This window comes from Pelomonas sp. KK5, assembly GCF_001984095.1.
In the GTDB taxonomy this organism is placed as follows: Bacteria; Pseudomonadota; Gammaproteobacteria; order Burkholderiales; family Burkholderiaceae_C; genus KK5.
Genome location: NZ_LYVQ01000004.1, coordinates 26022 through 51463, shown reverse-complemented (window position 1 = coordinate 51463; position 25442 = coordinate 26022). Strand labels below are relative to the sequence as shown.

At 67.9% G+C, this 25442-nt stretch carries 29 protein-coding genes and 1 pseudogene; 12 read left to right on the top strand and 18 right to left on the bottom strand.

Going from position 1 to position 25442, the window contains the following annotated elements; all coding sequences use genetic code 11:
* Positions 1 to 39: 39 nt before the first annotated feature.
* The 9 genes from B0W88_RS01260 to B0W88_RS01220 all read left to right on the top strand — a co-directional run bounded on the left by B0W88_RS01260 (position 40) and on the right by B0W88_RS01220 (position 9766).
* Positions 40 to 792, top strand: a complete 753-nt coding sequence (locus B0W88_RS01260; RefSeq protein ID WP_077032826.1) for an SDR family oxidoreductase — start codon at positions 40 to 42, stop codon at positions 790 to 792.
* A gap of 6 nt (positions 793 to 798) precedes the next feature.
* On the top strand, positions 799 to 1665 hold the full coding sequence (locus B0W88_RS01255) for an amidohydrolase (RefSeq protein ID WP_077032825.1): 867 nt from the start codon (positions 799 to 801) through the stop codon (positions 1663 to 1665).
* The gene (locus B0W88_RS01250) at positions 1662 to 3152 is read left to right on the top strand and encodes a sugar ABC transporter ATP-binding protein (protein ID WP_077032824.1); all 1491 of its coding nucleotides are present in this window, start codon (positions 1662 to 1664) and stop codon (positions 3150 to 3152) included. Before B0W88_RS01255 ends, B0W88_RS01250 begins: the two co-directional genes overlap by 4 nt.
* Entirely contained in the window at positions 3149 to 4168 is a 1020-nt protein-coding gene (locus B0W88_RS01245; RefSeq protein WP_083748483.1) for an ABC transporter permease, read from the top strand. The genes B0W88_RS01250 and B0W88_RS01245 overlap by 4 nt, the downstream gene beginning before the upstream one ends.
* Positions 4169 to 4239: 71 nt before the next feature.
* Entirely contained in the window at positions 4240 to 5178 is a 939-nt protein-coding gene (locus B0W88_RS01240; RefSeq protein WP_077032823.1) for an ABC transporter substrate-binding protein, read from the top strand.
* Positions 5179 to 5261: 83 nt separating this feature from the next.
* The gene (locus B0W88_RS01235; RefSeq protein WP_077032822.1) at positions 5262 to 6110 is read left to right on the top strand and encodes an ureidoglycolate lyase; all 849 of its coding nucleotides are present in this window, start codon (positions 5262 to 5264) and stop codon (positions 6108 to 6110) included.
* Complete coding sequence (locus B0W88_RS01230) at positions 6107 to 7387, top strand: L-fuconate dehydratase (protein WP_077032821.1); 1281 nt, start codon at positions 6107 to 6109, stop codon at positions 7385 to 7387. The genes B0W88_RS01235 and B0W88_RS01230 overlap by 4 nt, the downstream gene beginning before the upstream one ends.
* Positions 7388 to 7394: 7 nt before the next feature.
* On the top strand, positions 7395 to 8135 hold the full coding sequence (locus tag B0W88_RS01225) for an SDR family oxidoreductase (RefSeq protein WP_077032820.1): 741 nt from the start codon (positions 7395 to 7397) through the stop codon (positions 8133 to 8135).
* 68 nt (positions 8136 to 8203) lie between these two features.
* Complete coding sequence (locus B0W88_RS01220; RefSeq protein WP_077032819.1) at positions 8204 to 9766, top strand: DUF3369 domain-containing protein; 1563 nt, start codon at positions 8204 to 8206, stop codon at positions 9764 to 9766.
* Here the strand turns inward: B0W88_RS01220 and B0W88_RS01215 are convergent, their stop codons facing one another.
* The 5 genes from B0W88_RS01215 to coaD form a co-directional block, all read right to left on the bottom strand.
* Positions 9767 to 10507 carry a GntR family transcriptional regulator gene (locus B0W88_RS01215; RefSeq protein ID WP_077032818.1) on the bottom strand — a complete coding sequence of 247 codons (741 nt, stop codon included), beginning with the start codon at positions 10505 to 10507 and terminating at the stop codon, positions 9767 to 9769. It lies immediately after the preceding gene.
* Entirely contained in the window at positions 10479 to 11255 is a 777-nt protein-coding gene (locus tag B0W88_RS01210) for an aspartate/glutamate racemase family protein (RefSeq protein ID WP_077032817.1), read from the bottom strand. The genes B0W88_RS01215 and B0W88_RS01210 overlap by 29 nt, the downstream gene beginning before the upstream one ends.
* A gap of 1 nt (position 11256) precedes the next feature.
* The gene (locus B0W88_RS01205) at positions 11257 to 12747 is read right to left on the bottom strand and encodes an NCS1 family nucleobase:cation symporter-1 (protein ID WP_077032816.1); all 1491 of its coding nucleotides are present in this window, start codon (positions 12745 to 12747) and stop codon (positions 11257 to 11259) included.
* A gap of 130 nt (positions 12748 to 12877) precedes the next feature.
* Positions 12878 to 13129 carry a YfhL family 4Fe-4S dicluster ferredoxin gene (locus B0W88_RS01200; protein WP_077032815.1) on the bottom strand — a complete coding sequence of 84 codons (252 nt, stop codon included), beginning with the start codon at positions 13127 to 13129 and terminating at the stop codon, positions 12878 to 12880.
* A gap of 84 nt (positions 13130 to 13213) precedes the next feature.
* Positions 13214 to 13720, bottom strand: coding sequence for a pantetheine-phosphate adenylyltransferase (coaD, locus tag B0W88_RS01195; RefSeq protein ID WP_255378638.1), 507 nt, complete (start codon positions 13718 to 13720; stop codon positions 13214 to 13216).
* A 112-nt stretch (positions 13721 to 13832) separates the two neighbouring features.
* On the opposite strand from coaD, the gene B0W88_RS01190 reads away from it, so the two are divergent.
* On the top strand, positions 13833 to 14423 hold the full coding sequence (locus tag B0W88_RS01190) for a CHRD domain-containing protein (protein ID WP_077032814.1): 591 nt from the start codon (positions 13833 to 13835) through the stop codon (positions 14421 to 14423).
* Here the strand turns inward: B0W88_RS01190 and rsmD are convergent, their stop codons facing one another.
* From rsmD to B0W88_RS01150, 8 genes and pseudogenes are all read right to left on the bottom strand, one after another.
* A complete protein-coding gene (gene rsmD / locus B0W88_RS01185) occupies positions 14424 to 14972 on the bottom strand; it encodes a 16S rRNA (guanine(966)-N(2))-methyltransferase RsmD (protein WP_077032813.1) in 549 nt (182 codons plus the stop codon).
* Positions 14969 to 15730 carry an imidazole glycerol phosphate synthase subunit HisF gene (gene hisF, locus B0W88_RS01180; protein WP_077032812.1) on the bottom strand — a complete coding sequence of 254 codons (762 nt, stop codon included), beginning with the start codon at positions 15728 to 15730 and terminating at the stop codon, positions 14969 to 14971. Before hisF ends, rsmD begins: the two co-directional genes overlap by 4 nt.
* A gap of 8 nt (positions 15731 to 15738) precedes the next feature.
* Positions 15739 to 16482, bottom strand: coding sequence for a 1-(5-phosphoribosyl)-5-[(5-phosphoribosylamino)methylideneamino]imidazole-4-carboxamide isomerase (hisA, locus tag B0W88_RS01175; protein WP_077032811.1), 744 nt, complete (start codon positions 16480 to 16482; stop codon positions 15739 to 15741).
* A 72-nt stretch (positions 16483 to 16554) separates the two neighbouring features.
* Positions 16555 to 17196: pseudogene (hisH, locus tag B0W88_RS01170) on the bottom strand (imidazole glycerol phosphate synthase subunit HisH); the annotation flags it as partial.
* An 89-nt stretch (positions 17197 to 17285) separates the two neighbouring features.
* Entirely contained in the window at positions 17286 to 17882 is a 597-nt protein-coding gene (gene hisB / locus B0W88_RS01165; RefSeq protein WP_077032809.1) for an imidazoleglycerol-phosphate dehydratase HisB, read from the bottom strand.
* Positions 17879 to 18955, bottom strand: coding sequence for a histidinol-phosphate transaminase (hisC, locus tag B0W88_RS01160; RefSeq protein ID WP_077032808.1), 1077 nt, complete (start codon positions 18953 to 18955; stop codon positions 17879 to 17881). The genes hisB and hisC overlap by 4 nt, the downstream gene beginning before the upstream one ends.
* Complete coding sequence (locus B0W88_RS01155; RefSeq protein WP_077032836.1) at positions 18939 to 19391, bottom strand: PIN domain-containing protein; 453 nt, start codon at positions 19389 to 19391, stop codon at positions 18939 to 18941. Before B0W88_RS01155 ends, hisC begins: the two co-directional genes overlap by 17 nt.
* Entirely contained in the window at positions 19388 to 19624 is a 237-nt protein-coding gene (locus B0W88_RS01150; protein ID WP_077032807.1) for a CopG family transcriptional regulator, read from the bottom strand. Before B0W88_RS01150 ends, B0W88_RS01155 begins: the two co-directional genes overlap by 4 nt.
* 116 nt (positions 19625 to 19740) lie before the next feature.
* Between B0W88_RS01150 and B0W88_RS01145 the strand changes: the two genes are divergently transcribed.
* Complete coding sequence (locus B0W88_RS01145; RefSeq protein WP_077032806.1) at positions 19741 to 20916, top strand: serine hydrolase; 1176 nt, start codon at positions 19741 to 19743, stop codon at positions 20914 to 20916.
* Between the two features lie 18 nt (positions 20917 to 20934).
* Positions 20935 to 21423: a GNAT family N-acetyltransferase gene (locus B0W88_RS01140; protein WP_077032805.1), complete on the top strand. Its 489-nt coding sequence runs from the start codon at positions 20935 to 20937 to the stop codon at positions 21421 to 21423.
* A gap of 4 nt (positions 21424 to 21427) precedes the next feature.
* Here B0W88_RS01140 and hisD read toward each other — a convergent pair whose 3' ends face one another.
* The 5 genes from hisD to B0W88_RS01115 are packed head-to-tail and all read right to left on the bottom strand — an operon-like array spanning position 21428 to position 25347.
* Positions 21428 to 22738, bottom strand: a complete 1311-nt coding sequence (hisD, locus tag B0W88_RS01135) for a histidinol dehydrogenase (RefSeq protein ID WP_077032804.1) — start codon at positions 22736 to 22738, stop codon at positions 21428 to 21430.
* An 18-nt stretch (positions 22739 to 22756) separates the two neighbouring features.
* Positions 22757 to 23398, bottom strand: coding sequence for an ATP phosphoribosyltransferase (gene hisG, locus B0W88_RS01130; RefSeq protein ID WP_077032803.1), 642 nt, complete (start codon positions 23396 to 23398; stop codon positions 22757 to 22759).
* Positions 23395 to 23640: a BolA family protein gene (locus B0W88_RS01125; protein ID WP_077032802.1), complete on the bottom strand. Its 246-nt coding sequence runs from the start codon at positions 23638 to 23640 to the stop codon at positions 23395 to 23397. Before B0W88_RS01125 ends, hisG begins: the two co-directional genes overlap by 4 nt.
* Before the next feature lie 16 nt (positions 23641 to 23656).
* A complete protein-coding gene (locus B0W88_RS01120; protein ID WP_077032801.1) occupies positions 23657 to 24436 on the bottom strand; it encodes an ABC transporter permease in 780 nt (259 codons plus the stop codon).
* Complete coding sequence (locus B0W88_RS01115; protein ID WP_077032800.1) at positions 24433 to 25347, bottom strand: ABC transporter ATP-binding protein; 915 nt, start codon at positions 25345 to 25347, stop codon at positions 24433 to 24435. The genes B0W88_RS01120 and B0W88_RS01115 overlap by 4 nt, the downstream gene beginning before the upstream one ends.
* Positions 25348 to 25442: the final 95 nt, after the last annotated feature.

The following is a 25442-nucleotide window of genomic DNA, read 5'->3' as shown; positions in this document are numbered from 1 at the left end:
CATATTTAAACCTGCGAGACAGCGGGCCGGAGACAAGCAATGAGACTGCAAGGCAAGACCGTCCTGATCACGGCCGCCGGCCAGGGCATCGGCCGCGCGAGCGCGCTGGCCTGCGCCCGCGAAGGCGCCCGCGTGTTCGCCACCGACATCAACCCCGACACGCTGGCTTCGCTGAAGGCCGAGGCGCCGTCCATCGAGACCGGCCTGCTGGACGTGCGGGACACCAACCAGATAACGCGTTACGTGGCCGGGCTGCCCGCGCTGCAAGGCCTGTTCAACTGCGCCGGCTTCGTCCACCACGGCGGCATCCTCGATTGCGCGGAGGCCGACTGGGACTTCAGCTTCGACCTCAACGTGAAGGCCATGTACCGGATGATCCGGGCCGTGCTGCCGGCGATGCTGGAGGACATGAAGGCGAGCGGCCGGGCGGCCTCCATCCTCAACATGGCCTCGATGGCGTCTTCGCTGAAGGGCTTCCCCAACCGCTTCGTCTACTGCGCCAGCAAGGGCGCGGTGATCGGCCTGACCAAGGCGATCGCCGCCGACTACGCGAAGCTGGGCCTGCGCTGCAATGCGCTGTGCCCGGGCACCGTGGACACGCCCTCGCTGCGCGGCCGCATCGCCGCGGCGGCGGACCCGGTGCAGGCGGAGAAGGACTTCATCGCGCGCCAGCCGATGGGGCGGCTCGCGACCGTCGACGACATCGCACCGCAGGTCGTCTTCCTGCTCAGCGACGAGTCGAAATTCGTGACCGGACAGGCGGTCGTGGTCGATGGTGGCGTGCTGATCTGATTCGCCATGCAGCGCATCGACGCGCATCAGCATTTCTGGCAGATCGCCCGCGGGGACTACCGCTGGCTGACGCCGGACGTGCCCGCGCTGCAGCCGATCTACCGCGACTTCCTGCCGGCCGACCTGGAGCCCCTGGCCTGGCCGCAGGACGTGGCGCAGACGGTGCTGGTGCAGGCGGCGGACAGCACGGCGGAGACGGACTTCATGCTGTCTCTGGCGGGGCGTCACGCGACGATCGGCGGCGTCGTCGGCTGGGTGGACCTGAGCGAGCGCGATTCGGTCCGCACGCTCCAGCGCTGGGCGCGCGAGCATCCGCGCAAGTTCAAGGGCGTGCGCCCGATGCTGCAGGACCTGGCCGAAGCCAACTGGATCGCCGAGCGCCCGCATGCCGACGTGATCGCCTGCCTGATCGACCTCGGCCTGCGCTTCGACGCGCTGGTGCTGCCCCAGCACCTGCCCGCCCTGCTGCAGTTCGTGCGCCGTCATCCGCAGCTGCCCATCGTCATCGACCATGCCGCCAAGCCGCGCCTGGACGAGGGCTGGGACGCCGTCTGGGCCCATGCCTGGCGGCGCGACATGGCCGCGCTGGCCGCGCACCCGCAGGTGCACTGCAAGTTCTCCGGCCTGCTGACCGAAACCCGCTCGGCGGAGCCGCTCGCCGCGATCCGGCCGGCCTGGGACGACCTGCTGCGCTGGTTCGGCCCGCAGCGGCTGATGTGGGGCAGCGACTGGCCGGTCGTCAATCTGGCCGGCAGCTATGCGGGCTGGATTTCAACGGCCGGTGAATTGATCGCCACCCTGCCGCTGGAGGCGCAGCAGCGCGTCTGGCACGACAACGCAGCGGCCTTCTATGGACTGGAGCCGCGGCCATGAGCCTGGTCCAGATGAGGAACGTCAGCAAGGCCTTCGCCGGCGTGCGCGCGGTCGAGGGCGCGCAGTTCGAGCTGCGGCCCGGCGAGGTCCATGCGCTGATGGGCGAGAACGGCGCCGGCAAGTCCACGCTGATGAAGATGCTCGCGGGCGTCTACCAGCGCGATGGCGGCGAGATCCTGCTGGACGGCAAGGCCATCGACGTGCGCTCGCCGCGCGAGGCGCTGGACCTCGGCATCTGCATCGTCCATCAGGAACTGAACCTGATGAACCACCTGAGCGCCGCGCAGAACATCTTCATCGGCCGCGAGCCGCGCAAGCCCGGCGGCTTCTTCATCGACGCGAGGAAGCTCGACGCGATGGCCGCCACGATCTTCGAGCGGATGAAGCTGCGCATCGAGCCCGGCGTGCAGGTCGGCGCGCTCACCGTGGCGCGCCAGCAGATGGTGGAGATCGCCAAGGCGCTCTCCTTCGACTCACGCGTGCTGATCATGGACGAGCCCACCGCCGCGCTGAACGAGGCCGAGGTGGCCGACCTGTTCGCCATCATCCGCGAGCTGCGCGCCCAGGGCGTGGGCATCGTCTACATCTCGCACAAGATGGACGAGCTCAAGCAGATCGCCGACCGGGTCACCGTGATGCGCGACGGCCGCTACGTGGACACCCGGCCGATGGCCACGACCAGCATGGCCGACGTCATCTCGATGATGGTAGGCCGCGAGCTGGATTCGGCACCGGTCGACCCGCCGGACACCGCGACCAACGAGGTGGTGCTCGAAGCCCGCGGCCTGACCCGCGGCAAGGCACTGCGCGACGTGTCCTTCAAGCTGCGCCGTGGCGAGATCCTCGGCTTCGCGGGCCTGCTCGGCGCCGGCCGCACCGAGACGGCGCGGGCCGTCTTCGGCGCCGACGTCATCGAGGCCGGCGAGATCTTCATGCACGGCAAGCCGGTGAAGATCCGCTCGCCGCGCGATGCGGTGCGCCTGGGCATCGGCTACCTCTCCGAGGATCGCAAGCAGTTCGGCCTGGCGACCGGGCTGGATGTGCAGAGCAACGTCGCGCTGGCCAGCATGAAGCGCTTCCTGGACTTCGGCGCCTTCGTCAACGGCCGGATGATGCGCACCGTCGCCCAGGGCTTCGTCAAGCAGCTGGCCATACGCACGCCCTCGGTGGCGCAGACGGTGCGACTTCTTTCCGGCGGCAACCAGCAGAAGATCGTCATCGCCAAGTGGATCCTGCGCGACTGCGAGGTGCTGTTCTTCGATGAGCCGACCCGCGGCATCGACGTCGGCGCCAAGGCCGAGATCTACCGGCTGCTCGATGCGCTGGCCGCCGAGGGCAAGGCCATCGTGATGATCTCCAGCGAGCTGCCCGAGGTGCTGCGCATGAGCCACCGCATCGTCGTGATGTGCGAAGGCCGGGTGACCGGCGAACTGCCCGGCCGCGGCGCCACACAGGAACAAATCATGGAACTGGCGACAAGACGATGAGCACCCTGCCCGACACAGTCACGGCCCCCGCCGCGGTCCCCGCGGCAGGCCGCTTCCACCTCTCCTCCGCCACGCGCCAGAAGCTGCTCGCCTTCGCCAGCCTGATCGCGCTGATGGTGTACTTCTCCTTCGCATCGGACAACTTCCTGCAGACGGACAACATCGTCTCGATCCTGCAGGCCACCGCGGTCAACGGCGTGCTCGCCATCGCCTGCACCTTCGTGATCATCTCGGCCGGCATCGATCTCTCGGTCGGCACGATGATGACCTTCTGCGCGGTGATGACCGGTGTGGTCCTGACCTACCACGGCATGCCGCTGCCGCTGGGCGTGCTGGCGGCGATCTTCTTCGGCGCGCTGTGCGGCTTCGTCAACGGCTTCGTGATCGCGAAGCTGAAGGTGCCGCCCTTCATCGCCACGCTGGGCATGATGATGATGCTCAAGGGCCTGTCGCTGGTGATCTCGGGCACCAAGCCGATCTACTTCAACGACACGCCGGGCTTCACCGCGATCTCGCAGGATTCGCTGATCGGCGAGCTGATCCCCGCGCTGCCGATCCCCAACGCGGTGCTGATCTTCTTCATCGTCGCGGTGCTGGCCAGCATCGTGCTGAACACGTCCATCCTCGGCCGCTACACCTTTGCCCTCGGCAGCAACGAGGAGGCGGTGCGGCTGTCGGGCGTCAACGTGGTGTTCTGGAAGATCGTCGTCTACTCGCTGTCCGGCGCGATCTGCGGCGTGGCGGGCCTCCTGATCGCCTCGCGCCTGAACTCGGCGCAGCCGGCGCTGGGCCAGGGCTACGAGCTCGATGCGATCGCGGCGGTCGTGATCGGCGGCACCTCGCTCTCGGGCGGCAGCGGCACCATCCTCGGCACCATCATCGGCGCCTTCATCATGAGCGTGCTGACCAACGGCCTGCGCATCCTCTCGGTGGCGCAGGAATGGCAGACGGTGCTCACGGGCGTGATCATCGTGCTGGCCGTCTACACGGACATCCTTCGCAAAGGCAAGACCTGACCCTTTCTGTTTCTCTTGCAGTCCCCGCGCCGGACGGCATCCGGCCAACACCACAACCACCGGAGACTTCGATGAACAAACGCAATCTGCTGACCCTGGCGCTGGCCGCGGGGCTCGGCCTGGCCGGCGGCGCCGCCCAGGCCCAGGACACCTACATCCCGCTGATCTCCAAGGGCTTCCAGCATCAGTTCTGGCAGGCCGTGAAGCAGGGCGCCGAGCAGGCGGCTGCGCAGTACAAGGTCAAGGTCACCTTCGAGGGCCCGGAGACCGAGGCGATGGTGGACAAGCAGATCGACATGCTCTCCGCCGCGCTGGCCAAGAAGCCCGCGGCCATCGGCTTCGCCGCGCTCGACAGCCAGGCCGCCACGCCGCTGCTGAAGAAGGCACAGGCTGCCAAGATCCCGGTGATCGCCTTCGACTCGGGCGTGGACAGCGATGTGCCCGTCACCACCGCCACGACCGACAACAAGGCCGCAGCGGCCCTTGCCGCCGACAAGATGGCCGGCCTGATCGGCGACGAGGGCGAGGTGGCGCTGGTGGTACATGACCAGACCAGCCGCACCGGCATCGACCGCCGTGACGGCTTCGTCAACCAGATCAAGGCCAAGCATCCGAAGATCAAGATCGTGGACGTGCAGTACGGCGCCGGCGACCAGCTGAAGTCCACCGAAATCACCAAGTCGATACTTCAGGCCCACCCGAAGCTCAAGGGCATCTTCGGCGCCAACGAGGGCTCGGCGATCGGCGTGGTCAATGGCGCGCGCGAGACCAAGCGCAAGATCGTCATCATCGGCTACGACTCCGGCAAGCAGCAGAAGGACGCGATCATGAGCGGCGCGATGGCCGGCGCGATCACGCAGAACCCGGTGGGCATCGGCTTCAAGACCGTGGAGGCGGCCGTCAAGGCGCTGAAGGGCGAGAAGCTGCCCAAGATCATCGACACCGGCTTCTACTGGTACGACAAGAGCAATATCGCCGACCCGAAGATCGCCGCCGTCCTGTACGACTGATCCGTTTCCTGTTGTCCTTTCACGGCGGGCGCAGTGTCCGGCGCGCGTCCGCCCTTTTTGTCCAACCTTGAAGTAAGACATCCATGAAGCTCCTCCGCTACGGCCCCAAGGGCCAGGAACGCCCCGGCCTGCTCGACAGCGCGGGCCGCCTGCGCGACCTCAGCGCCCATGTGCGCGACATCGCCGGCCAGGCGCTGACGCCCGCCGGCCTGGCCGCGCTGCGCGCGCTGGACCCGGCGAGCCTGCCGCTGGTGGAGGGTTCGCCCCGCACCGGCCCCTGCGTCGGCGCCGTGGGCAAGTTCATCTGCATCGGGCTCAACTATGCGGACCATGCGGCCGAGTCCGGCATGCCGGTGCCGGCCGAGCCGGTGGTCTTCAGCAAGTGGACCAGCGCGATCTGCGGGCCCGACGACGACGTGGAGATCCCGCGCGGCTCGGTCAAGACCGACTGGGAGGTGGAACTGGGCGTGGTGATCGGCCAGGGCGGGCGCTACATCGAGCCGGCCGATGCGATGAAGCATGTGGCCGGCTACTGCGTGATCAACGACGTGTCCGAGCGCGAGTACCAGCTCGAGCGCGGCACGCAATGGGACAAGGGCAAGGGCTGCGACACCTTCGGGCCGATCGGCCCCTGGATGGTGACCGCCGACGAGATCCCCGACCCGCAGCAGCTGGATCTCTGGCTGGAGGTGGACGGCCACCGCTACCAGAACGGCAACACGCGGACGATGGTCTTCGGTGTCGCTGAACTGGTCAGTTACCTGAGCAGGTTCATGAGCCTGCAGCCGGGCGACCTGATCTCCACCGGCACGCCGCCGGGCGTCGGCCTCGGCATCAAGCCGAACCCGGTCTACCTGCGCGCCGGCCAGCAGATGAAGCTGGGCATCCAGGGCCTGGGCGTGCAGACCCAGAAGGTGGTGAGCGCGACATGACGAAGATCACCTCGATGCGCGTCCACGACGTGCGCTTCCCCACCTCCGAGCACCTCGACGGCTCGGATGCGATGAACCCGGATCCGGACTACTCAGCCGCCTACGTCGTGCTGGGCACCGACACGCCGGGCCTCGAAGGCCACGGCCTGACCTTCACGATCGGCCGCGGCAACGAGATCTGCTGCGCAGCGATCCGCTCGATGGAGCGCCTGGTCGTGGGCCTGGAGCTGGACTGGATCGCCGAGAACATGGGCCGCTTCTGGCGCCATGTGACGAGCGACAGCCAGTTGCGCTGGATCGGCCCGGACAAGGGCGCGATCCACCTCGCCACCGGCGCGGTCGTCAACGCCGCCTGGGACCTCTGGGCCAAGGCGGAGAGGAAGCCGGTGTGGCGCCTGGTGGCCGAGATGTCGCCCGAGGAACTGGTGCGCTGCATCGACTTCCGCTACATCACCGACTGCATCACCCCGGACGAGGCGCTGGCGCTGCTCAAGGAGCGCGCCAAGGGCAAGGATGAGCGGATGGCGGACCTGCTCGCCAATGGCTATCCCTGCTACACGACCTCCGCCGGCTGGCTGGGCTACCCGGACGACAAGCTGCGCCGCCTCGCCCAGGAAGCGGTGGACGCCGGCTTCAACCATGTGAAGCTGAAGGTCGGCCGCGACCTGCAGGACGACATCCGGCGGCTGCGCATCGCCCGCGAGGTGCTGGGGCCGGACCGCAACCTGATGATCGACGCCAACCAGGTCTGGGACGTGGACCAGGCGATCGAATGGCTGGGCCATCTCGCCTTCGCCAAGCCCTGGTTCATCGAGGAGCCGACCTCGCCGGACGACATCGCCGGCCACAGGAAGATCCGCCAGGCGATGCAGGGCCATATGCAGGTGGCCACCGGCGAGATGTGCCAGAACCGCATCATGTTCAAGCAGCTGATCATGGAGGGCGCGATCGACGTGGTGCAGATCGACGCCTGCCGGCTCGGCGGCGTCAACGAGGTGCTGGCGGTGATGCTGATGGCGGCCAAGCACGGGCTCAAGGTCTGCCCCCATGCCGGCGGCGTGGGCCTGTGCGAGTACGTGCAGCACCTGTCGATGATCGACTACCTGTGCATCGCGGGCACGAAGGAGGGCCGCGTGATCGAGTACGTGGACCATCTGCACGAGCACTTCGTCGATCCCTGCGTCATCCGCGGCGCGGCCTACATGCCGCCGGAGCGGCCGGGCTATTCGATCGAGATGAAGCCGGCCTCGCTGGCGCAGTACGCCTTCAAGGGCTGAGGGCGGGATGGACCTGCATCTGCAAGGCAAGGTGGTCCTCGTCACCGGCGGCGCCGCCGGCATCGGCGCGGCCATCGCCGCCGGCCTCGCGCAGGAAGGCGCAGTTCCCGTCGTGCTGGACCGCAAGGCCGCGGCCGACCATGAACACCACCAGCTCGACCTCACCGACGAAGCCGCCTGCGCCGCCGCCGTGCAGGCCACGCTGGCCCGCCACGGCCGCATCGACGGCCTCGTGAACAACGCCGGCGTCAACGACGGTGTGGACCTGTCGGCCGGCCGCGCCGCCTTCATGCGCTCGCTGGAAGCGAACCTGATCCATTGCTATGTGCTGGCGCACCTGTGCCAGGACGCACTGAAGGCGAGCCGCGGCGCCATCGTCAACATCGCCTCCAAGACCGCGCTGACCGGCCAGGGCCGCACCAGCGGCTATGTGGCGGCCAAGGGCGCGCTGCTGGGGCTCACGCGCGAGTGGGCGGCGGCGCTGGCCGGCGACGGCGTGCGCGTCAACGCGGTGCTGCCGGCCGAGGTGATGACGCCGATGTACCAGCAGTGGCTCGCCACCCTGCCCGACCCCGCCGATGCGCTGCAGCGCATCACCGAACGCATCCCCTTCGGCCACCGCATGACGCTGGATCGGGAGATCGCCGACACGGTGCTCTTCCTGCTGTCCGAGCGCTCCTCGCACACCACCGGCCAGTGGCTGCATCCCGACGGCGGCTACACCCACCTGGATAGGGCATTGCGCTGACCGGGCCGGTAGCGGCTTTCCTCGTTCCGTGCACATAATCAGTTATGCCCGTGGAGTGAGGGAGGACCATGACCGACATGGATTTCGCCGACGAGCTGCTGGACGACGAGGAAGCCCCTGCGGTACCCGTCCAGACGCTCGATCCCTGGATCGTGATGATCGTCGACGACGACGCCGCGGTGCACCAGGTGACGCAACTGGTCATGTCCGGCTTCGAGTTCGCCGGCCGCAAGCTCAAGTTCATCGACGCCTACAGCGGCACCGAGGCGCGCGAGCTGCTGAAGGACCGCGACGACATCGCGCTGATCCTGCTCGACGTGGTGATGGAGACCGACCACGCCGGCCTCGACCTGGCCCGCCACATCCGCGACGAGCTGAAGAACCGCCACGTGCGCATCGTGCTGCGCACCGGGCAGCCGGGCCAGGCGCCCGAGGAAGACGTCATCAAGACGTATGACATCAACGACTACAAGGAAAAGACCGAGCTCACCAAGCGCAAGCTGATCACGGTCTTCTACGCCTCGCTGCGCTCCTACCGGGACCTGATGATCATCGAGCAGTCGCGCGCCGCGCTGCGCCGCTCGATCGACGCGATCACCCGCGTCTACGACTCGCAGAGCATGCGCCACTTCGCCTCGGCAGTGCTGGAGCAGTGCTCGCAGCTGCTGGGCTACGAAGGCGGCGGCGGCCTGTGCGCGCAGGTGAGCGCCTATGCGGCCTCGCATGTGGAGGGCAGGCTCAAGGTGCTGGCAGCCACCAGCGAATACTCGCGCCTGGTGGTGGACGACACGATGGGCAGCCTGCCGGCGGAGGTCAAGGCCGCGCTGGATGCCGCGCTCCAGAGCAAGCGCAGCCGCTTCGACGGCAGCCACTTCGTCGGCTACTACCGCAGCAGCAGCGGCAACGAGAACCTGCTGTACATGAATTTCGCCGGCGAGGTCGATGAGACGACTCACGAGCTGCTGGAGATCTTCTGCGCCAACGTGGCGATCACCTACGAGAGCCTGCTGCTGCGCGAGGAAGTGCAGGAAACGCAGCGCTCGACGGTCTACATCATCGGCGAGGCGGTCGAGCGGCGCTCGAAGGAGACCGGCGCCCACGTGCGCCGCGTCGGAGAGCTGAGCGCGCTGCTGGGCGAGGCTTCGGGCATGACGCCGGCCGACGTGGAGTTCATGCGCCAGGCGGCGCCGCTGCACGACGTGGGCAAGATCGGCATCCCGGACCGGGTGCTCAACAAGCCCGCCAAGCTCGACGCCGAGGAGTGGGAGATCATGCAGACCCACGCCCGCATCGGCTACGAGCTGCTGTCCAAGTCCGACAAGCGCATCCTGCACCTGGGCGCCGTCATTGCCCACGAGCACCACGAGCGCTGGGACGGCGCGGGCTATCCGCGCGGCCTCAAGGGCGAGGAGATCCACATCGCCGGCCGCATCGTCGCGCTGGCCGACGTGCTGGACGCGCTGGTCAGCAAGCGCTGCTACAAGGGCGCCTGGGACTTCGACGAGGCGCTGGGCTACCTGGCCGAACAGTCGGGCAAGCAGTTCGATCCGACGCTGGTGAAACTGCTGCTCGAGAATCTCGATCCGGTGCGCGGCATCTACGAGAAGTACCCGGACGCGCCGGCCTCCTGATCAGGCCAGCAGGGCCTTCACCAGGTCCAGCTGCCGGTCGACCTTCTCCGTGCCGAGCTCCAGGCTGGCCTCGATGCGGCTCAGGTGGTCGCACATCGACGCCACCGCCGCCTCGACCTTGCCGGCCTTGCACAGCTTCAGGAAGTCGCCATGCTCGTCGGTCGAGCAGTGGGGATCGTTGGACGAGTGGTAGAGCATGGCGATCAGCGAGCTGCGCGCCACCAGCTCCTGCACCAGCTCGGCCAGCGTCTTGTTGCCGGCCGCCTGGGCCAGCGCCACGTGGAAGTCGCCCAGCAGCCGCTCGCGCGCCGACGTGCCGGTGGCCACCGGCTGGCGCGACAGCGCGCTGCGCTCGAAGCGGATGTGCTGCTCCAGCGCCTGGTAGTCGGCCGGCTTCGCGTTGGCGATGAACAGGCGCACCACCTCGCTCTCCAGCACGCGGCGCACCGCGAAGACCTCGCGCGCATCCTGCACCGAAGGCTGGCAGACGAAGGCGCCCTTGTCCGGGATGATCTCGATCAGCTTGTCCTTGGACAGCGTCAGCAGCGCGGCGCGCACCTTCGTGCGGCTGACCGAGTAGACCCGGCCCAGCGCCTCCTCGCGCAGCCAGGTGCCGGGCGGCAGGCGCTTCTCGACGATGGCGGTGGCGATGTCCTGGGCGATGCTGTCGATGGAGGCGGCGTTGGCCGGGGCCGCGGGAGCGGCTTCCTCTTCAGCGACGGGTTTCTTGGTGCGAGGCATGGCCGGAATTGTCGCCCAGCGTGAAGCCGGACAAGGCGCCCGTGTAGGCCTTGGGCAGCGGTGTGGCCAGTTCGCCGCGCTTGCTGGTGTTCAGCCGCAGGGCGGCCAGAGTCTCGGCGAGCCGCGTGGCGGCCGCCACGCCGTCGACCACCGGCACGCTCAACTGCTGCGTTATGTGAGCGCACAGGTCGGCCATGCCGGCGCAGCCTAGGACGATGACGTCCGAGCCGTCTTCATCGAGCGCGCGCCGGCATTCGTCGACGATGCGCTCGCGCGCCTTCGAGCCCGGTTCCTCCAGCTCAAGCACCGGCAGTTCGCAGGCCCGCACATTGGCGCAGAAGCGCTGCATGCCGTAGGCCTCGGCCAGGTGCCAGGCCTGGCCGATCGTGCGCGAGAGCGTCGTCACCACGCTGAACCGGCTGCCGATCATGCTGGCCAGGTGCATCGCCGCCTCGGCGATGCCGACCACCGGGCCCCGCGCCAGCTCGCGGGCCGCCTTCAGGCCCGGGTCGCCGAAGCAGGCGATCACGTAGGCGTCGCAGCCTTCCTCGCGCTCGCCCTTTGCGATCTCCTGCAGCAGGCCCGGCACGGCCAGCGCCTCGTCGTAATGGCTCTCGATCGAGGCCGGCCCCATCGCCGGGCTGACCGCGATGATCTCGGTGCCGGCGCTCGCCACGCTGCGCGCGCACTGGCCGATCTTGTCGGTCATGCTCCAGGTGGTGTTGGGGTTGATGATCTTGATGCGCATATCACTTCCTTGCGATGGCCCCGTAGATAAGCAAGCCCAGGGCCATGCCGATGAACCAGGCGTAGTTGGCGGCGCCATGGAGAGCCGGGATCAAGACGCACAGGATGGGCACGATGGCGGCCGGCACCAGCGCCTGGATCGCCTTCGGGTTGTAGCCCTTGCTGTACCAGTACTCGCCCTGCTCGCTCATCGAGTACAGCGCGTCCACATTGATCTTCTGCTTGCGCACCAGGTAGAAGTCGGCGATCAGGATGCCGAACAGCGGGCCGATGAAGGAGCCCAGGATGTCCAGCGTGTAGTGGATGACCTCGGGGCTGTTGTAGAGGTTCCAGGGCGTCAGGAAGATGGAGCCGACCGCGGCGATCATGCCGCCGGTGCGCCAGGAGATGTGCTGCGGCGCGACGTTGGAGAAGTCGAAGGCCGGCGAGACGAAGTTGGCCACGATGTTGATGCCGATGGTGGCGATCATGAAGGTCAGCGCGCCCAGCACGACGGCGGTGGTGCTGTCGATCTTGCCCACGGTGTGCACCGGATCGGTGATCAGTTCGCCGAACACCGGCAGCGTGGCGGCGGTGGTGATCACGGTCAGCAGCGAGAAGAAGATGAAGTTGATCGGCAGACCCCAGAAGTTGCCCTTCTTCACCGCCAGGAAGCTCTTGCCGTAGCGGGAGAAGTCGCCGAAGTTCAGCATCGGGCCGCTGAAGTAGCTCACGACCAGCGCGATCGCCGAGATCATCACCGGCAGCGCGTCCCAGCCCTGGAACTTCACGCCGCCCAGGTTCAGGTCGATATTGCTCCAGCCGGCCTTCCAGACCAGCCAGCCGCAGAGCACCGTCATCACCACGTACACCGCCGGCCCGGCCCAGTCGATGAACTTGCGGATCGCTTCCATGCCGTGCCAGAACACGAAGGCCTGCAGCACCCACATGAACATGAAGGCGCCCCAGCCCAGCGTGGACAGGCCGGCGAAGCCGTGCTGCTGCACATCCGCATAGGGTGCCAGCGCGGGCAGCATGTGTAGCGCCAGCACCATGAAGGCGGCGGAGGCGAGATAGGTCTGGACCCCGTACCAGGCCACGGCGATCAGGCCGCGGATGATGGCCGGGATGTTGGCGCCCAGCACGCCGAAGGGCGCCCGGCAGACCACCGGATACGGCACGCCGGTCACCTGGCTGGGCTTGGCCACCAGGTTGCAGAAGAACTGCACGATCACGATGCCCACCAGCAGCGCCACCAGCACCTGCCAGCTCGACAGGCCCAGCGAGAACAGGCTGCCCGCGGTGATGTAGCCGCCGACGCTGTGCACATCGGACATCCAGAAGGCGAAGATGTTGTACTGGCCCCAGGTCTGGGTGGCCAGCGGGGCGAGATCCTCGTTGGTCAGGCGCGGGTGGTAGCCGGGCTTGATGACGGCGTTCGACGCCGCATGGGTGGAGACGCTGGCCGGCGCCGCGTGCCCGTTTGCCGGGGCCTGACTGACAGCTGTGTTCATCGCATGATCCTCTCGTCCGAGGGTTGGAAAACTAATGCATCCGAAATTTGTATACAAAGATAGAACACAAATTTCGGGCGCGCCAGTGCCAACCACTCGGGAGAAACCCGAGCGAGCGATGACTACAGACTTACTTGGCCGCCGTCAGCCGGAGGTACTTGCCCATCAGAGTCTCCCGACTCTCGATGTGCTCCGGATTGGTCGGAATGCAGGCCACGGGGCACAGCATCACGCACTGCGGCTCGTCGAAATGGCCGACGCACTCGGTGCACTTGTCCGGCGCGATCTGGTAGAACTCCGGCCCCATCGAGATGGCGTTGTTCGGGCACTCGGGCTCGCAGACGTCGCAGTTGATGCATTCGTCGGTGATCATCAGGGCCATGATCAGGACTCCCGCCGGGCCGCCCCAAGGGAGGCCTGCGCCCCCTTGGGGGGCAGCGAACGAAGTGAGCGTGGGGGCATCATCTCAGCCCTCCTCTTTCACCCGTTCGTGCAGGCGCTGAAGCACCGGCGGCGAGACGAACTGCGACACGTCGCCGTCCAGCCGCGCGATCTCGCGCACGAAGGTGCTGGAGATGAACTGGTACTGGTCCGAGGGCGTCAGGAACAGGGTCTCCACCTCGGGCATCAGCTTGCGGTTCATGCCGGCCATCTGGAACTCGTACTCGAAGTCGCTGACCGCGCGCAGCCCGCGCACCACCACCTTGCCGCCCCGCTCGACGATGAAGTTGCGCAGCAGGCCCTCGAAGGGGATCACGTCCACATTGCCGTAGCCGGCGCAGAGTTCGCGGGCCATGGCCAGGCGCTCGTCGATGCTGAACATCGTCTTCTTGTGGTGGCCCACCGCCACCGCGACGATCAGCCGCCCGAACAGGCCGCTGGCGCGGCGCACCAGGTCTTCGTGGCCCAGGGTCATCGGGTCGAAGGTGCCGGGGTAGACGGCGGTCAGCGGGCTGGGCGTGGTGGAACTCAAGGGGGGAACTCCTGGGCAGGGATGTGAATTATCGGGCCTGAAGGCAACCGGCCGCTGCGCCATGGGTACTCAGCAGCGCCGCAATCGCGGTGCCCACAAGAGGAGACGACCCATGCGCACTTCCCTTTCCCTGCTGGCCGGCGCCTTGCTGGCCGCCGGGCCGGCCCTGGCCCATACCGACATCTACACGACCACGCTGCACCCGACCAGCGGCACCTTCGCGTCCGGCAGCGGCTCGGCGACGATCACGATCGACTGGGACGACGCGACGATGCGCGTGCAGGCTGACTTCGCCGGCCTGTCCAGCCCGGCCACCGCCGCCCACATCCACTGCTGCACGACGAACCCCGGCATCGTCAGCGGCGCCATCGTCGCGACGACGACGCCGACCTTCCCCGGCTTCCCCACCGGCACCAGCGGCAGCTACGACGTGACCTTCAGCCTGGACAACGCCGCCACCTTCAACAGCGCCTTCATCAGCAACACCGTGTTCGGCGGCAACGGCAGCCTGCCCGGCGCGGTCACCGCCTTCGGCATCGGCCTGAACGCCGGCAAGGCCTATCTGAACATCCATACGGCCAACGTGCCCAGCGGCGAGATCCAGGGCTTCCTGGCGCTGGCGCCGGTGCCGGAGCCGGCCACCTATGGCCTGATGGCGCTCGGCCTGCTGGGCGTGGGCGCCGCAGTGCGCCGCCGCGCCTAGCTAGGCAGTAGCGGCCTGGCGCGCGAACAGCTGGAAGTGCACCGCGCCGGCGCGGCCGGACTTCCAGCGCTCGAAGCCCGTGGGCGGCTCGAGCAGTTCCGGCGCCTCCAGGTAGATCAGGCCGCCGTCGGCCAGCAGCGGCGCGGCGGCCTGCAGGGCCGGCTCGAACAGGTCCTGCCCGAATGGCGGGTCGAGCATCACCATCTCGAACTGGCCGGGCGTGGCGCGCCGCATCCACGCCAGCGCGTCGGTGCATTCGATGCCGAGGTTCTCGGCCTTCAGCCGCACGGCGCTCGCCTTGAGGCTCTTGGCCAGGGCCGGATCACGCTCCAGCAGCAGCACCTTCTCGGCGCCGCGAGAGGCGGCCTCGAAACCCAGCGCGCCACTGCCGGCAAAGGCATCCAGCACGCGCCAGCCGGACAGATCCTGGCCCAGCCAGTTGAACAGCGTCTCGCGCACGCGATCGGGCGTCGGGCGCAGGCCCGGCCTGTCGGCGACCGGGAGCTTGGAGCGCTTCCACTGGCCGCCGATGATCCTCACCTCACTCATTGGCGAACCGGGATGCCTCGCGCCGACATCAGGGCTTTTGCTTCGCCCACCGTGTGCTCGCCATAGTGGAAGATGCTCGCGGCCAGCACCGCATCGGCGCCCCCCTTCTGCACGCCATCGGCCAGGTCGTCCAGCGAGCCGACGCCGCCGGAGGCGATCACCGGCACGCTGACCGCGTCGCTGACCGCGCGGGTCAGCGCCAGGTCGAAGCCGCTCTTGGTGCCGTCGCGGTCCATGCTGGTGAGCAGGATCTCGCCGGCGCCATAACGGGCCATCTTGACGGCCCACTCGACCGCATCCAGGCCGACGTTCTTGCGTCCGCCGTGGGTGTAGACGTCCCAGCCGGATCCGTCCGCCCGGCGCTTGGCATCGATCGCCACGACGATGCACTGCGCGCCGTACTTGTCCGACGAGGCCCGGATCACGTCCGGGTTCGCCACCGCCGCCGAGTTGAAGCTGACCTTGTCGGCACCGGCATTCAGCAAGCGCCGCACGTCAGCCACCTCGCGCACGCCGCCGCCCACCGTCAGCGGAATAAAGACCTGCGAGGCCACCGCTTCGATGATCGGCAGGATCAGGTCGCGTCCGTCGGAAGTGGCCGTTATGTCGAGGAAGGTGAGTTCGTCGGCACCCTGCTCGTTGTAGCGGGCGGCGATCTCCACCGGATCGCCGGCGTCGCGCAGCTCGGTGAAGTTGATGCCCTTGACGACCCGGCCGCCGGTGACGTCCAGGCAGGGAATGATGCGTTTGGCGAGCACTGCTGCGATTACCCGCCGTTGAGTTCGTCGGCCCGTGCCTGCGCGGCGGCCAGGTCCAGGTCGCCGGTGTAGATCGCGCGGCCGCAGATCACGCCCTCCACGCCCTCGTGCTCGACGGCGCACAGCGCCTCGATGTCGGCCATGTTGGACAGGCCGCCCGAGGCGATCACCGGGATGCTCAGCGCGCGGGCCAGCTTGACGGTGGCGTCGATGTTGATGCCGGTCAGCATGCCGTCGCGGCCGATGTCGGTGTAGATCACGCCCTCGATGCCGTAGTCCTCGAACTTCTTGGCCAGGTCGATCACCTCATGGCCGGTCAGCTTGCTCCAGCCGTCGGTGGCGACCTTGCCGTCCTTGGCGTCGAGGCCGACGATGATGTGGCCGCCGAAGGCGGTGGCCGCGTCCTGCAGGAAGCCGGGGTTCTTCACCGCGGCGGTGCCGACGATGATGAAGGACAGGCCGTCGTCCAGGTAGCGCTCGATCGTGTCCAGGTCGCGGATGCCGCCGCCCAGTTGCACCGGGATCTCGCTGCCCACCTCGCGCAGGATGGCCTTGATCGCCGTCTCGTTGACCGGCCTGCCCGCGAAGGCGCCGTTCAGGTCGACCAGGTGCAATCGTCGAGCGCCCGCGTCCACCCAGCGCCTCGCCATTTCGGCCGGGTCCTCGCCGAAGGTGGTGGATTCATTCATGTCGCCTTGTTTGAGGCGCACGCAACGACCGTCTTTCAGGTCAATGGCAGGAATCAGCAGCATGGCCGAATGGGTGTCAGTCAGGATTGAGGGTTAGGGACGAAAAGCGGCAGACCGGGATGGAGGTGGAGATCCTCAAGGCTTCCAGTGCAGGAAGTTTCGGTACAGGGCGAGGCCCAGCGCAGCACTTTTCTCGGGGTGGAATTGGGTGGCAAAAATGTTATCCCGCGCCACCGCGCAGGTAAAGCGCTCTCCGTACTCGGTATCGCCAGCCGTGTGGTGCGGCTCCGACGGTAGCGCGTAGTAGCTGTGCACGAAATAGAACCAGGACTCGTCGGGCACGCCGGCCCAGACCGGGTGCGACCGGGCCTGGCGCACGCGGTTCCAGCCCATCTGCGGCACCTTGTAGCGGCTGCCGTCGGGCTGGGTCATGCCGTCGAGCTGGAAGCGCCTGACCACACCCGGGATGAGGCCCAGGCCCGGCGTGTCCTGCTCCTCGCTGTGGTCCAGCAGCATCTGCATGCCGACGCAGACGCCCATCAGCGGCTTGTTGGCGGCGGCGTCGAGCACGGCCTCCTTCATGCCCGAATCGGCCAGCTCGCGCATGCAGTCGCGCATCGCACCCTGGCCCGGCAGCACGACGCGCTCGGCGGCGAACACGTCCTCGGCCTTCTGCGTGATGACCACGTCCACGTCCGTGCCCGCGGCCGCGTGGATCACCGCCTGCGAGACCGAGCGCAGGTTGCCCATGCCGTAGTCGACGACGGCGACGGTCCTGACGTGTGCCCCTCGCCGAACGAGTACGTTCGGCGGTCCCCCGAGGGGACCCGGGCCTACTTGGGACGGCCCGGCGCTCGGCCCGGTGCTCACAGCGATCCTTTCGTCGAAGGAATAACGCCGAGACTGCGCGGATCCAGCGTCATCGCCATGCGCAGCGCGCGGCCGAAGGCCTTGAACATCGTCTCGGCCTGGTGGTGGGCGTTGTGGCCCTTCAGGTTGTCCACGTGCAGGCTCACCAGCGCGTGGTTGACGAAGCCCTGGAAGAACTCGTAGGTGAGCTGCGTGTCGAAGGCGCCGACGCTGCCGGAGGTGAACTTGCAGTCCATCTCCAGGCCGGGGCGGCCGGAGAAGTCGATGACCACGCGCGAGAGCGCCTCGTCCAGCGGCACGTAGGCGTGGCCGTAGCGGGTCAGGCCCTTCTTGTCGCCGACCGCCTGGGCCACCGCCATGCCCAGCGTGATGCCGACGTCTTCCACCGTGTGGTGGCCGTCGATGTGCAGGTCGCCCTTGGCCTCGATCTCCAGGTCGATCAGGCCGTGGCGGGCGATCTGGTCCAGCATGTGGTCGAAGAAGCCAATGCCGGTGTTCAGCTTGGACTCGCCGCTGCCGTCCAGGTTGACGCGGACGCGGATCTGCGTCTCCTTGGTGTTGCGGCTGACTTCTGCAATGCGGGGGGCGTTCATAGCGATTCCTTCAGGGCGGCCAGCATCGCCGCGTTTTCCTCTGCCGTGCCGATGGTCAGGCGCAGGCAGTTGGCCAGCAGCGGGTGCAGGCCGGAGACATTCTTGATCAGCACGCCCTTGGCCTTCATGCCGGCGAAGCAGCGGGCGGCGTCCGGCACGCGCACGAGGATCATGTTGGCCTCGCTCGGGAAGGCCTTCACGCCGGGCAGTTGCGCCAGCGCCGCGGCCACATGGCCACGCTCGTTGCGGATCGCCTGGGCCTGGCGCGCGTATTCGTCCGCATGCGCCAGCGCGAACAGGCCGGCCTCGGCATTGAGCACGCTGATGTTGTAGGGCGGGCGCAGCTTGTCGATCTCGCCGATCAGCGCGGCCCGGCCCATCAGATAGCCGATGCGCACACCGGCCAGGCCGAACTTGGACAGCGTGCGCATCACCAGCACGTGCTCATGCTTCTTCATCAGCGCCATCGAGTCGCGGGCGGCGAAGGGCTGGTAGGCCTCGTCCATCACGACCAGGCCCGGCGCGGCCTCGACGATCGCCTCGATGGTGGCGGCGTCCCAGAGATTGGCGGTCGGGTTGTTCGGGTAGGCGAGCCAGATCACCGCCGGGCGGTGCTTGTCGATGGCAGCGAGCATCGCCTCGCGGTCCAGCTCGAAGTCGGCCGTCAGCGGCACGCCGGCGAAGGCGATGCCCTGCAGCTTCGCGCTCATCTCGTACATCACGAAGCCGGGCACCGGCGCCAGCACCGTGTTGCCGGGCAGGTCGGCGGCCAGGGTCAGCAGGCTGATCAGTTCGTCCGAGCCGTTGCCCAGCATCAGCTCGAAGCCTTCGGGCAGGTCGACATGCGTCTTCAGCACCAGCCGCAGGTCCTCGGCGCGCTGGGCCGGATAGCGGTTGATCGCGGCTTCGGCCAGGCGGGCGCCCAGCTCGGCGCGCAGCGCATCGGGCAGCGCGAAGGGGTTCTCCATCGCGTCGAGCTTGATCAGGCCGCGGCTGTCCTGCACCGCGTAGGCATGCATGCCCTGCACGTCGGCGCGGAGGAAGGTCTGCATGCGTTCAGTCAGCGGGGGCATCGAGGATATCCAGTGCAGCGATGAAAGGATTGATGATCTGCACGCCGTCCACCGACAGGCCGTGCTGCATGTCTTCGGAGAGCACGAAGCGGCAGCCCAGGTGCTGGGCCGAGGCGACGATCAGCGCGTCCCAGTAGTTCAGCTGGTAGCGGCTTTCGATGGCCCACGCGGTCTCGACGGTGGCATGGTCGATCTGCCAGGGCCGCCAATGCTGGTAGCGCCGCACCTCGGCGCGCGCATCGCCCGCCGAAATGGCCGTGGAGAACTTCTTGCGTGCGTTGCTGTAGAACTCGTTGAGCACCTGCACGCTGATGCGGCCGCAGCGGCGCGTCCAGCAGGCCGTGATCCAGGCCTGAGCCGTGTCCCGCTTGGCTGGCTCCTTCTCGTCGAAGCAGTACAGCAGGACATTGGTGTCGACCAGGACCGTGGCGCTCAACGACGGCTCCGGTCGTAGATCTCCTCGCGGGTCGGATAGGGCCCGTCCGAGCTGTGGCCCCAGCTCTTGAACTCCAGCGCCTCGCGCATCGCGCGCTCATAGGCGTCGTCGTGCCGCATCTTCTCCGCCAGCATCTCGCCCACCAGCCGCGACACGCTGGTGTTGCGCCGGGCCGCCTCCAGGCGGGCCCAGTCGGCGACGCTGTCTTCCATGGAGATGGTGACGTTCTTCATGGGCCGAAAGATAACACGAAGTTCGTGTTACACGAACTTCGTGTTCATTTCTGACTTATGACTAGGCGCCGAAATGTGATGCCGCCCAGCCTCCGACGCCCCACACAATCCCGCCGATGAAGACCCGCCTGACTGCTCTCGTTGCGGCCCTGCTGCTGGCCGCCTGTGCCCTGCCGCCGCCGCCGCGCGCAACCCTTGACCCCGTTCCGCTGGCCGAGGCCGACCAGGCCGTGCAGGCGATGATCGACTCGAAGCAGATGCCCGGCGGCGCGCTGTGGATCGAGCAGATCGGCGTGGGAAGCTACCACCGCGCCTACGGGCAGCGCGCCGTCGAGCCCCTGCCCGAGCCGCTGGACGAGCAGACGATCTTTGACGCCGCCTCGCTGACCAAGGCCGTGGTCACCTCCACGCTGGTCCAGGTGCTGCGCGAGCAGGGCAAGCTGGACGTCGAGGCGCCGATCGCCCGCTACCTGCCCGATTGCACCGCGCTGGGCCCGAACATCACCGTGCGCCAGTTGCTGACCCACAGCTCCGGCCTGCAGCCCGACCTGCCCGGCAACGGCGACCAGATCAAGAACGGCCCCTGGCACGGCATCGCCGATGCGCTGCGCCTCACCTGCGCGCTGCCGCCGCAGGCGCCGCCGGCCACGCAGTTCAAGTACTCGGACCTGAACTTCGTCCTGCTGGGCATCATCGTCGCCCGCCAGGCCGGCGAGCCGCTGCAGGACTTCGCCCAGCATGCGCTGTTCGAGCCGCTGGGCATGAAGCACAGCGGCTACCTGCCGCTGGAACGCTTCCCCGCGGCACGCATCGCCCCGACCGAACGCCAGCCCGATGGCTCGATGCTGCGCGGTGTCGTCCACGATCCGACCGCCCGCACCATGGGCGGCGTGGCCGGCCACGCGGGCCTGTTCACCACCACCGCGGACCTGGCGCGCTTCGCCCGCATGCTGCTGAATGACGGCGTTATGGATGACGGCCGCCGCCTGCTCAGCCACGAGAGCGTGGAACTGCTGACGCTGCCGCAATCACCCGCCGGCCTGCCCCAGCGCGGCATGGGCTGGGACGTGGACACCGCCTTCTCCCGTCCCCGCGGCGAGCTGTACCCGAAGGGCGCCAGCTTCGGCCACACCGGCTTCACCGGCTGCGCCTTCTGGCTGGACCCGGGCAGCAAGAGCTTCTACATCCTGCTGGCGAACCGGGTGCATCCGGGCGGGCCGACGAACACGCTGCCGCTGTATGCGCAGCTGGGGACGCTGGCAGCCCGCGCAGCCGGGTTGGCGGCTCGCTGAGCGACACTGCGCGGCATCATGGCGCTGCGCGACCTCGACCCGGACAAGCCACACGAAATTGCCCTCGTCGCAGAGCGCATGCAAGCGACGCTGATTGAGGTCGAGGGGGTGCCGCTCTACGACTTCGAATGGCTGGCTGCCCGCGTGCGCTGGCATTTCGAGCCGGGCCGCGTCGCGCGCGTCGTACTTGGCCTTGACGAGCATGGCGACATCGTCGGGCACACCTTGTTCCGCATCGAACCCGACCCGGACGGCGGCTCGTTCGGTCTCGTCACGACCAGCTATGTGCTTCCCTCAGCCCGGCGCAGTGGCCTGGCCAGCGCATTCCTGCGGGAAGCCCTGGTCTGGTTCCGCGAGCAGGGTCAGCCGCTTGCCGCCACCTGGACCTCGGCCGCCAACGCGCCGCTGATCGCGCTCTACGCACGACATGGATTTGCCGAGGATCAGCGCGGGCCGAACGACCTGACCGGGACGATGATGGTGCGACTGGCGAAGCCGCTGCGCTGAGGGCTCAGCGCTTCAGCCGCATCTCCGCCGCCCGCGCGTGGCCCTGTAGGCCCTCGCCGTAGGCCAGCTCCGCGGCAATCGGGCCGAGCTTCTGCGCACCCGCCTCGCTGACCTCGATCAGGCTGCTGCGCTTCTGGAAGTCGTACACCCCCAGTGGCGACGAGAAACGCGCCGTGCCCGAGGTGGGCAGCACGTGGTTCGGCCCGGCGCAGTAGTCGCCCAGCGATTCGCTGGTGAAGGCGCCGAGGAAGATCGCGCCGGCGTGGCGCAGCAGCGGTTCCCACTGGTGCGGGTCCGCGCTGCTGACTTCCAGATGCTCCGGCGCGATGCGGTTGGAAATCTCGCAGGCCTCGTCCATCGAGCGGGTCAGGATCAGCGCGCCGCGGCCTTCCAGCGAAGCGCGGATCACCGCCTCGCGCGGCATCGTCGGCAGCAGCCGCTCGATCGCCTCGTGCACTCGGGCGATGTAGGCCGCATCGGGGCACAGCAGGATGCTCTGCGCCATCTCGTCGTGTTCGGCCTGGCTGAACAGGTCCATCGCCACCCAGTCGGGCGGCGTCGTGCCGTCGGCCAGCACCAGGATCTCGCTGGGGCCGGCGATCATGTCGATGCCGACCTGGCCGAAGACGTTCTTCTTGGCGCTGGCCACGTAGGCATTGCCGGGGCCGGTGATCTTGTCGACGCGCGGCACGGTCGCCGTGCCGTAAGCCAGCGCCGCCACGGCCTGCGCGCCACCGACGGCGAAGGCGCGATGCACGCCGGCCACATAGGCCGCGGCCAGCACCAGCGGGTTCTTCTCGCCACGCGGCGTGGGCACCACCATCACGATCTCGGGCACGCCGGCGACGTGGGCGGGAATCGCGTTCATCAGCACGCTGCTCGGATAGGCCGCCTTGCCGCCCGGCACGTAGATACCCACGCGGTCCAGCGGCGTGACCTTCTGGCCCAGCAGCGTGCCGTCCTCGTCGCGGTAGCTCCAGCTGAGGCCGCAGGCCTGCTTCTGGCGCTCGTGATAGCTGCGAACCCGGGCGGCAGCGGATTCGAGTGCCGAACGCTGCGCCGGCGTGATCGCATCGAAGGCGGCCTTCAGTTCCTCGCGGGTCAGTTCCAGCGCGGCCACGGAAGCCGCATCGACGTGATCGAAGCGCGCCGTGTACTCCAGCACCGCTGCATCGCCACGGGCGCGCACGTCGGCCAGGATCTCGGCCACCCGCGTCTCGATCGCCGTGTCGGTCTCAGCCGACCAATGCAGCACCCGCTGGAATTCGGTTTCGAAGTCGGCGGCGGCGGTGCTGAGGTGGCGGAGATTCAACATGTACGAGCAAGTAATGCGTTACTTCGGGATGGCGGCGGCGAAGGCGTCGATCAGTTGGCGCAGCGGCTCGCGCTTGAGCTTCAGTGCGGCCTGGTTGACGACCAGGCGGGAGGAGATGTCCATGATCCGCTCCACCTCGACCAGCTTGTTCGCCCGCAGCGTGCTGCCGGTGGACACCAGGTCGACGATGGCCTCGGCCAGCCCGGTCAGCGGGGCCAGTTCCATCGAGCCGTAGAGCTTGATCAGGTCCACGTGCACGCCCTTGTCGGCGAAGTGCTGGCGGGCGATCTCGGTGTACTTAGTGGCCACGCGGATGCGCGAGCCCTGCTTCACCGCGGCGGCGTAGTCGAAGTCCGCGCGGGTGGCCACGCTCATCCGGCACTTGGCGATGTTCAGGTCCAGCGGCTGGTACATGCCCTGCAGGCCATGCTCGATCAGCACATCGCGGCCGGCCACGCCGAGGTCGGCGCCGCCGTACTGCACATAGGTCGGCACGTCGCTGGCGCGCACCAGCACGACGCGCACGTCGGGCTGGTTGGTCGCCAGGATCAGCTTGCGGGACTTCTCCGGATCCTCGAGCACCTCGATGCCGGCGGCGCGCAGCAGCGGCAGGGTCTCCTCGAAGATCCGGCCCTTGGAGAGGGCCAAGGTAATCGTCATTGGGTCGCCCCGTGCTCGGCAGGGGTCAGCGTCTTCATCGACAGCGCATGGATCTGCTCGCGCATGCGCTCGCCCAGGGCGGCGTAGACGCGCTGGTGGCGCTTGATACGGGTCAGACCTTCGAACTCGGCGGAGACGATGGTGGCGAAGAAGTGGCGTCCGTCGCCCTCCACCGACAGGCTCTGGCAGGGCAGGCCGGCTTCGATGTAGGACTGGACTTCGGCGGGAGTAGGGTCGGCCATGATTCCGGGATTCTACTTAGGAGCGGATCTTGTAGCCCCGGCGCAGCAGCTCCAGCGCGAGGATGGCCAGCGCGACAAAGGCCGCGCCGACGATGGAAAGGCTGATCCACGGCGACACATCGCTGACCCCGAAGAAGCCGTGGCGGAAGCCGTCGATGATGTAGAAGAACGGGTTCGCATGACTGACCGCCAGCCACAGCGGCGGCAGCGAATGGATCGAATAGAACACGCCCGACAGGAAGGTCATCGGCATCACGATGAAGTTCTGGAAGGCGGCGATCTGGTCGAACTTCTCGGCCCACAGGCCGGCGATCAGGCCCAGCGTGCCCATGATGCCGGCGCCCAGCAGCGCGAAGGCGAGGATCCAGCCCGGCTCGGCCAGGCCCGGCGGCGCGAACCAGACGGTCACGATCAGCACGCCCAGGCCCACCACCAGCCCGCGGATCACCGAGGCGCCCACATAGGCCATGAACCAGGCCCAGTGGGACAGCGGCGTCACCAGCAGGAACACCAGGTTGCCGGTGATCTTGCTCTGGATCAGCGAGGAGGAGCTGTTGGCAAAGGCGTTCTGCAGCACGCTCATCATCACCAGGCCGGGGATCAGGAAGGCGGTGTAGCCGACCGTGCCGTAGACCTTGACGTGGTTCTCCAGCGTGTGGCCGAAGATCAGCAGGTACATCACCGCGGTGAGCACCGGCGCCGCCACCGTCTGGAAGCTGACCTTCCAGAAGCGCAGGACCTCCTTGTAGAACAGCGTCCGCGCGCCTTCGAGGTTAAAGCTAAAGGCGGCGCTCATGCGGTCGCTCCATTCATGATTTCGATGAACACGTCTTCCAGGTCGGCGCGGCCGATCTCCAGGTCTTCGATGGGCACGCTCGCGGCGCGCAGCGTGGCGAGGATGGTCTCCACCTCGGCGGCGTCATGCGCGGTGATCTGCACGATGCGGCCGGTCACGCGGGACTGGCCGGTCAGCGAGGCGGGCAGCGCCGCGTCGGTCTTGAAGCGCAGCATCGTCGAGGCGGTGCCCTTCAGCAGCTCCGAGGTACGGTCCAGCGCCACGATCTTGCCGAGCTTGAGCATCGCGATGCGGTGGCACAGCGCCTCGGCCTCCTCCAGGTAGTGCGTGGTCAGCAGCACCGTGTGGCCCTCGCGGTTGAGCCGCGCGACGAACTGCCACAGCGTCTGGCGCAGTTCCACGTCCACACCGGCGGTCGGCTCGTCCAGCACGATCACCGGCGGCCGGTGCACCAGCGCCTGGGCCACCAGCACCCGGCGCTTCATGCCGCCGGAGAGCTGGCGCATATTGGCATGGGCCTTGTCGGCCAGGCCGAGGTTCTCCAGCAGTTCGTCGATCCAGGCCTCGTTGCCATGGACGCCGAAGTAGCCGCTCTGGATGCGCAGCGTCTCGCGCACGCTGAAGAAGGGGTCGAACACCAGCTCCTGCGGCACGATGCCCAGCGCCTTGCGGGCGGCGGCATAGTCGTCGATGACGTCGTGGCCCAACACCTTGACCGCCCCGCCGCTGGCCTGCGCCAGGCCGGCCAGGATGCTGATCAGGCTGGTCTTGCCGGCACCGTTGGGGCCCAGCAGGCCGAAGAACTCGCCCGGCTGGATGTCGAAGGAGACGCCGTCGAGAGCCTTGACCCGGCCCCCTCGATATGTCTTGCTGACGTTCTGGAACGAAATGGCGGGTGGGGTCGATTGCATGGCGGCGGATTGTAGGGAGCCGAGCCAAACCCGCGCTGGCGTGGGTTTGTCCCTCCCCATCCGAGTGGGTGCCGGGGCAAATTCCCACGTCCGGC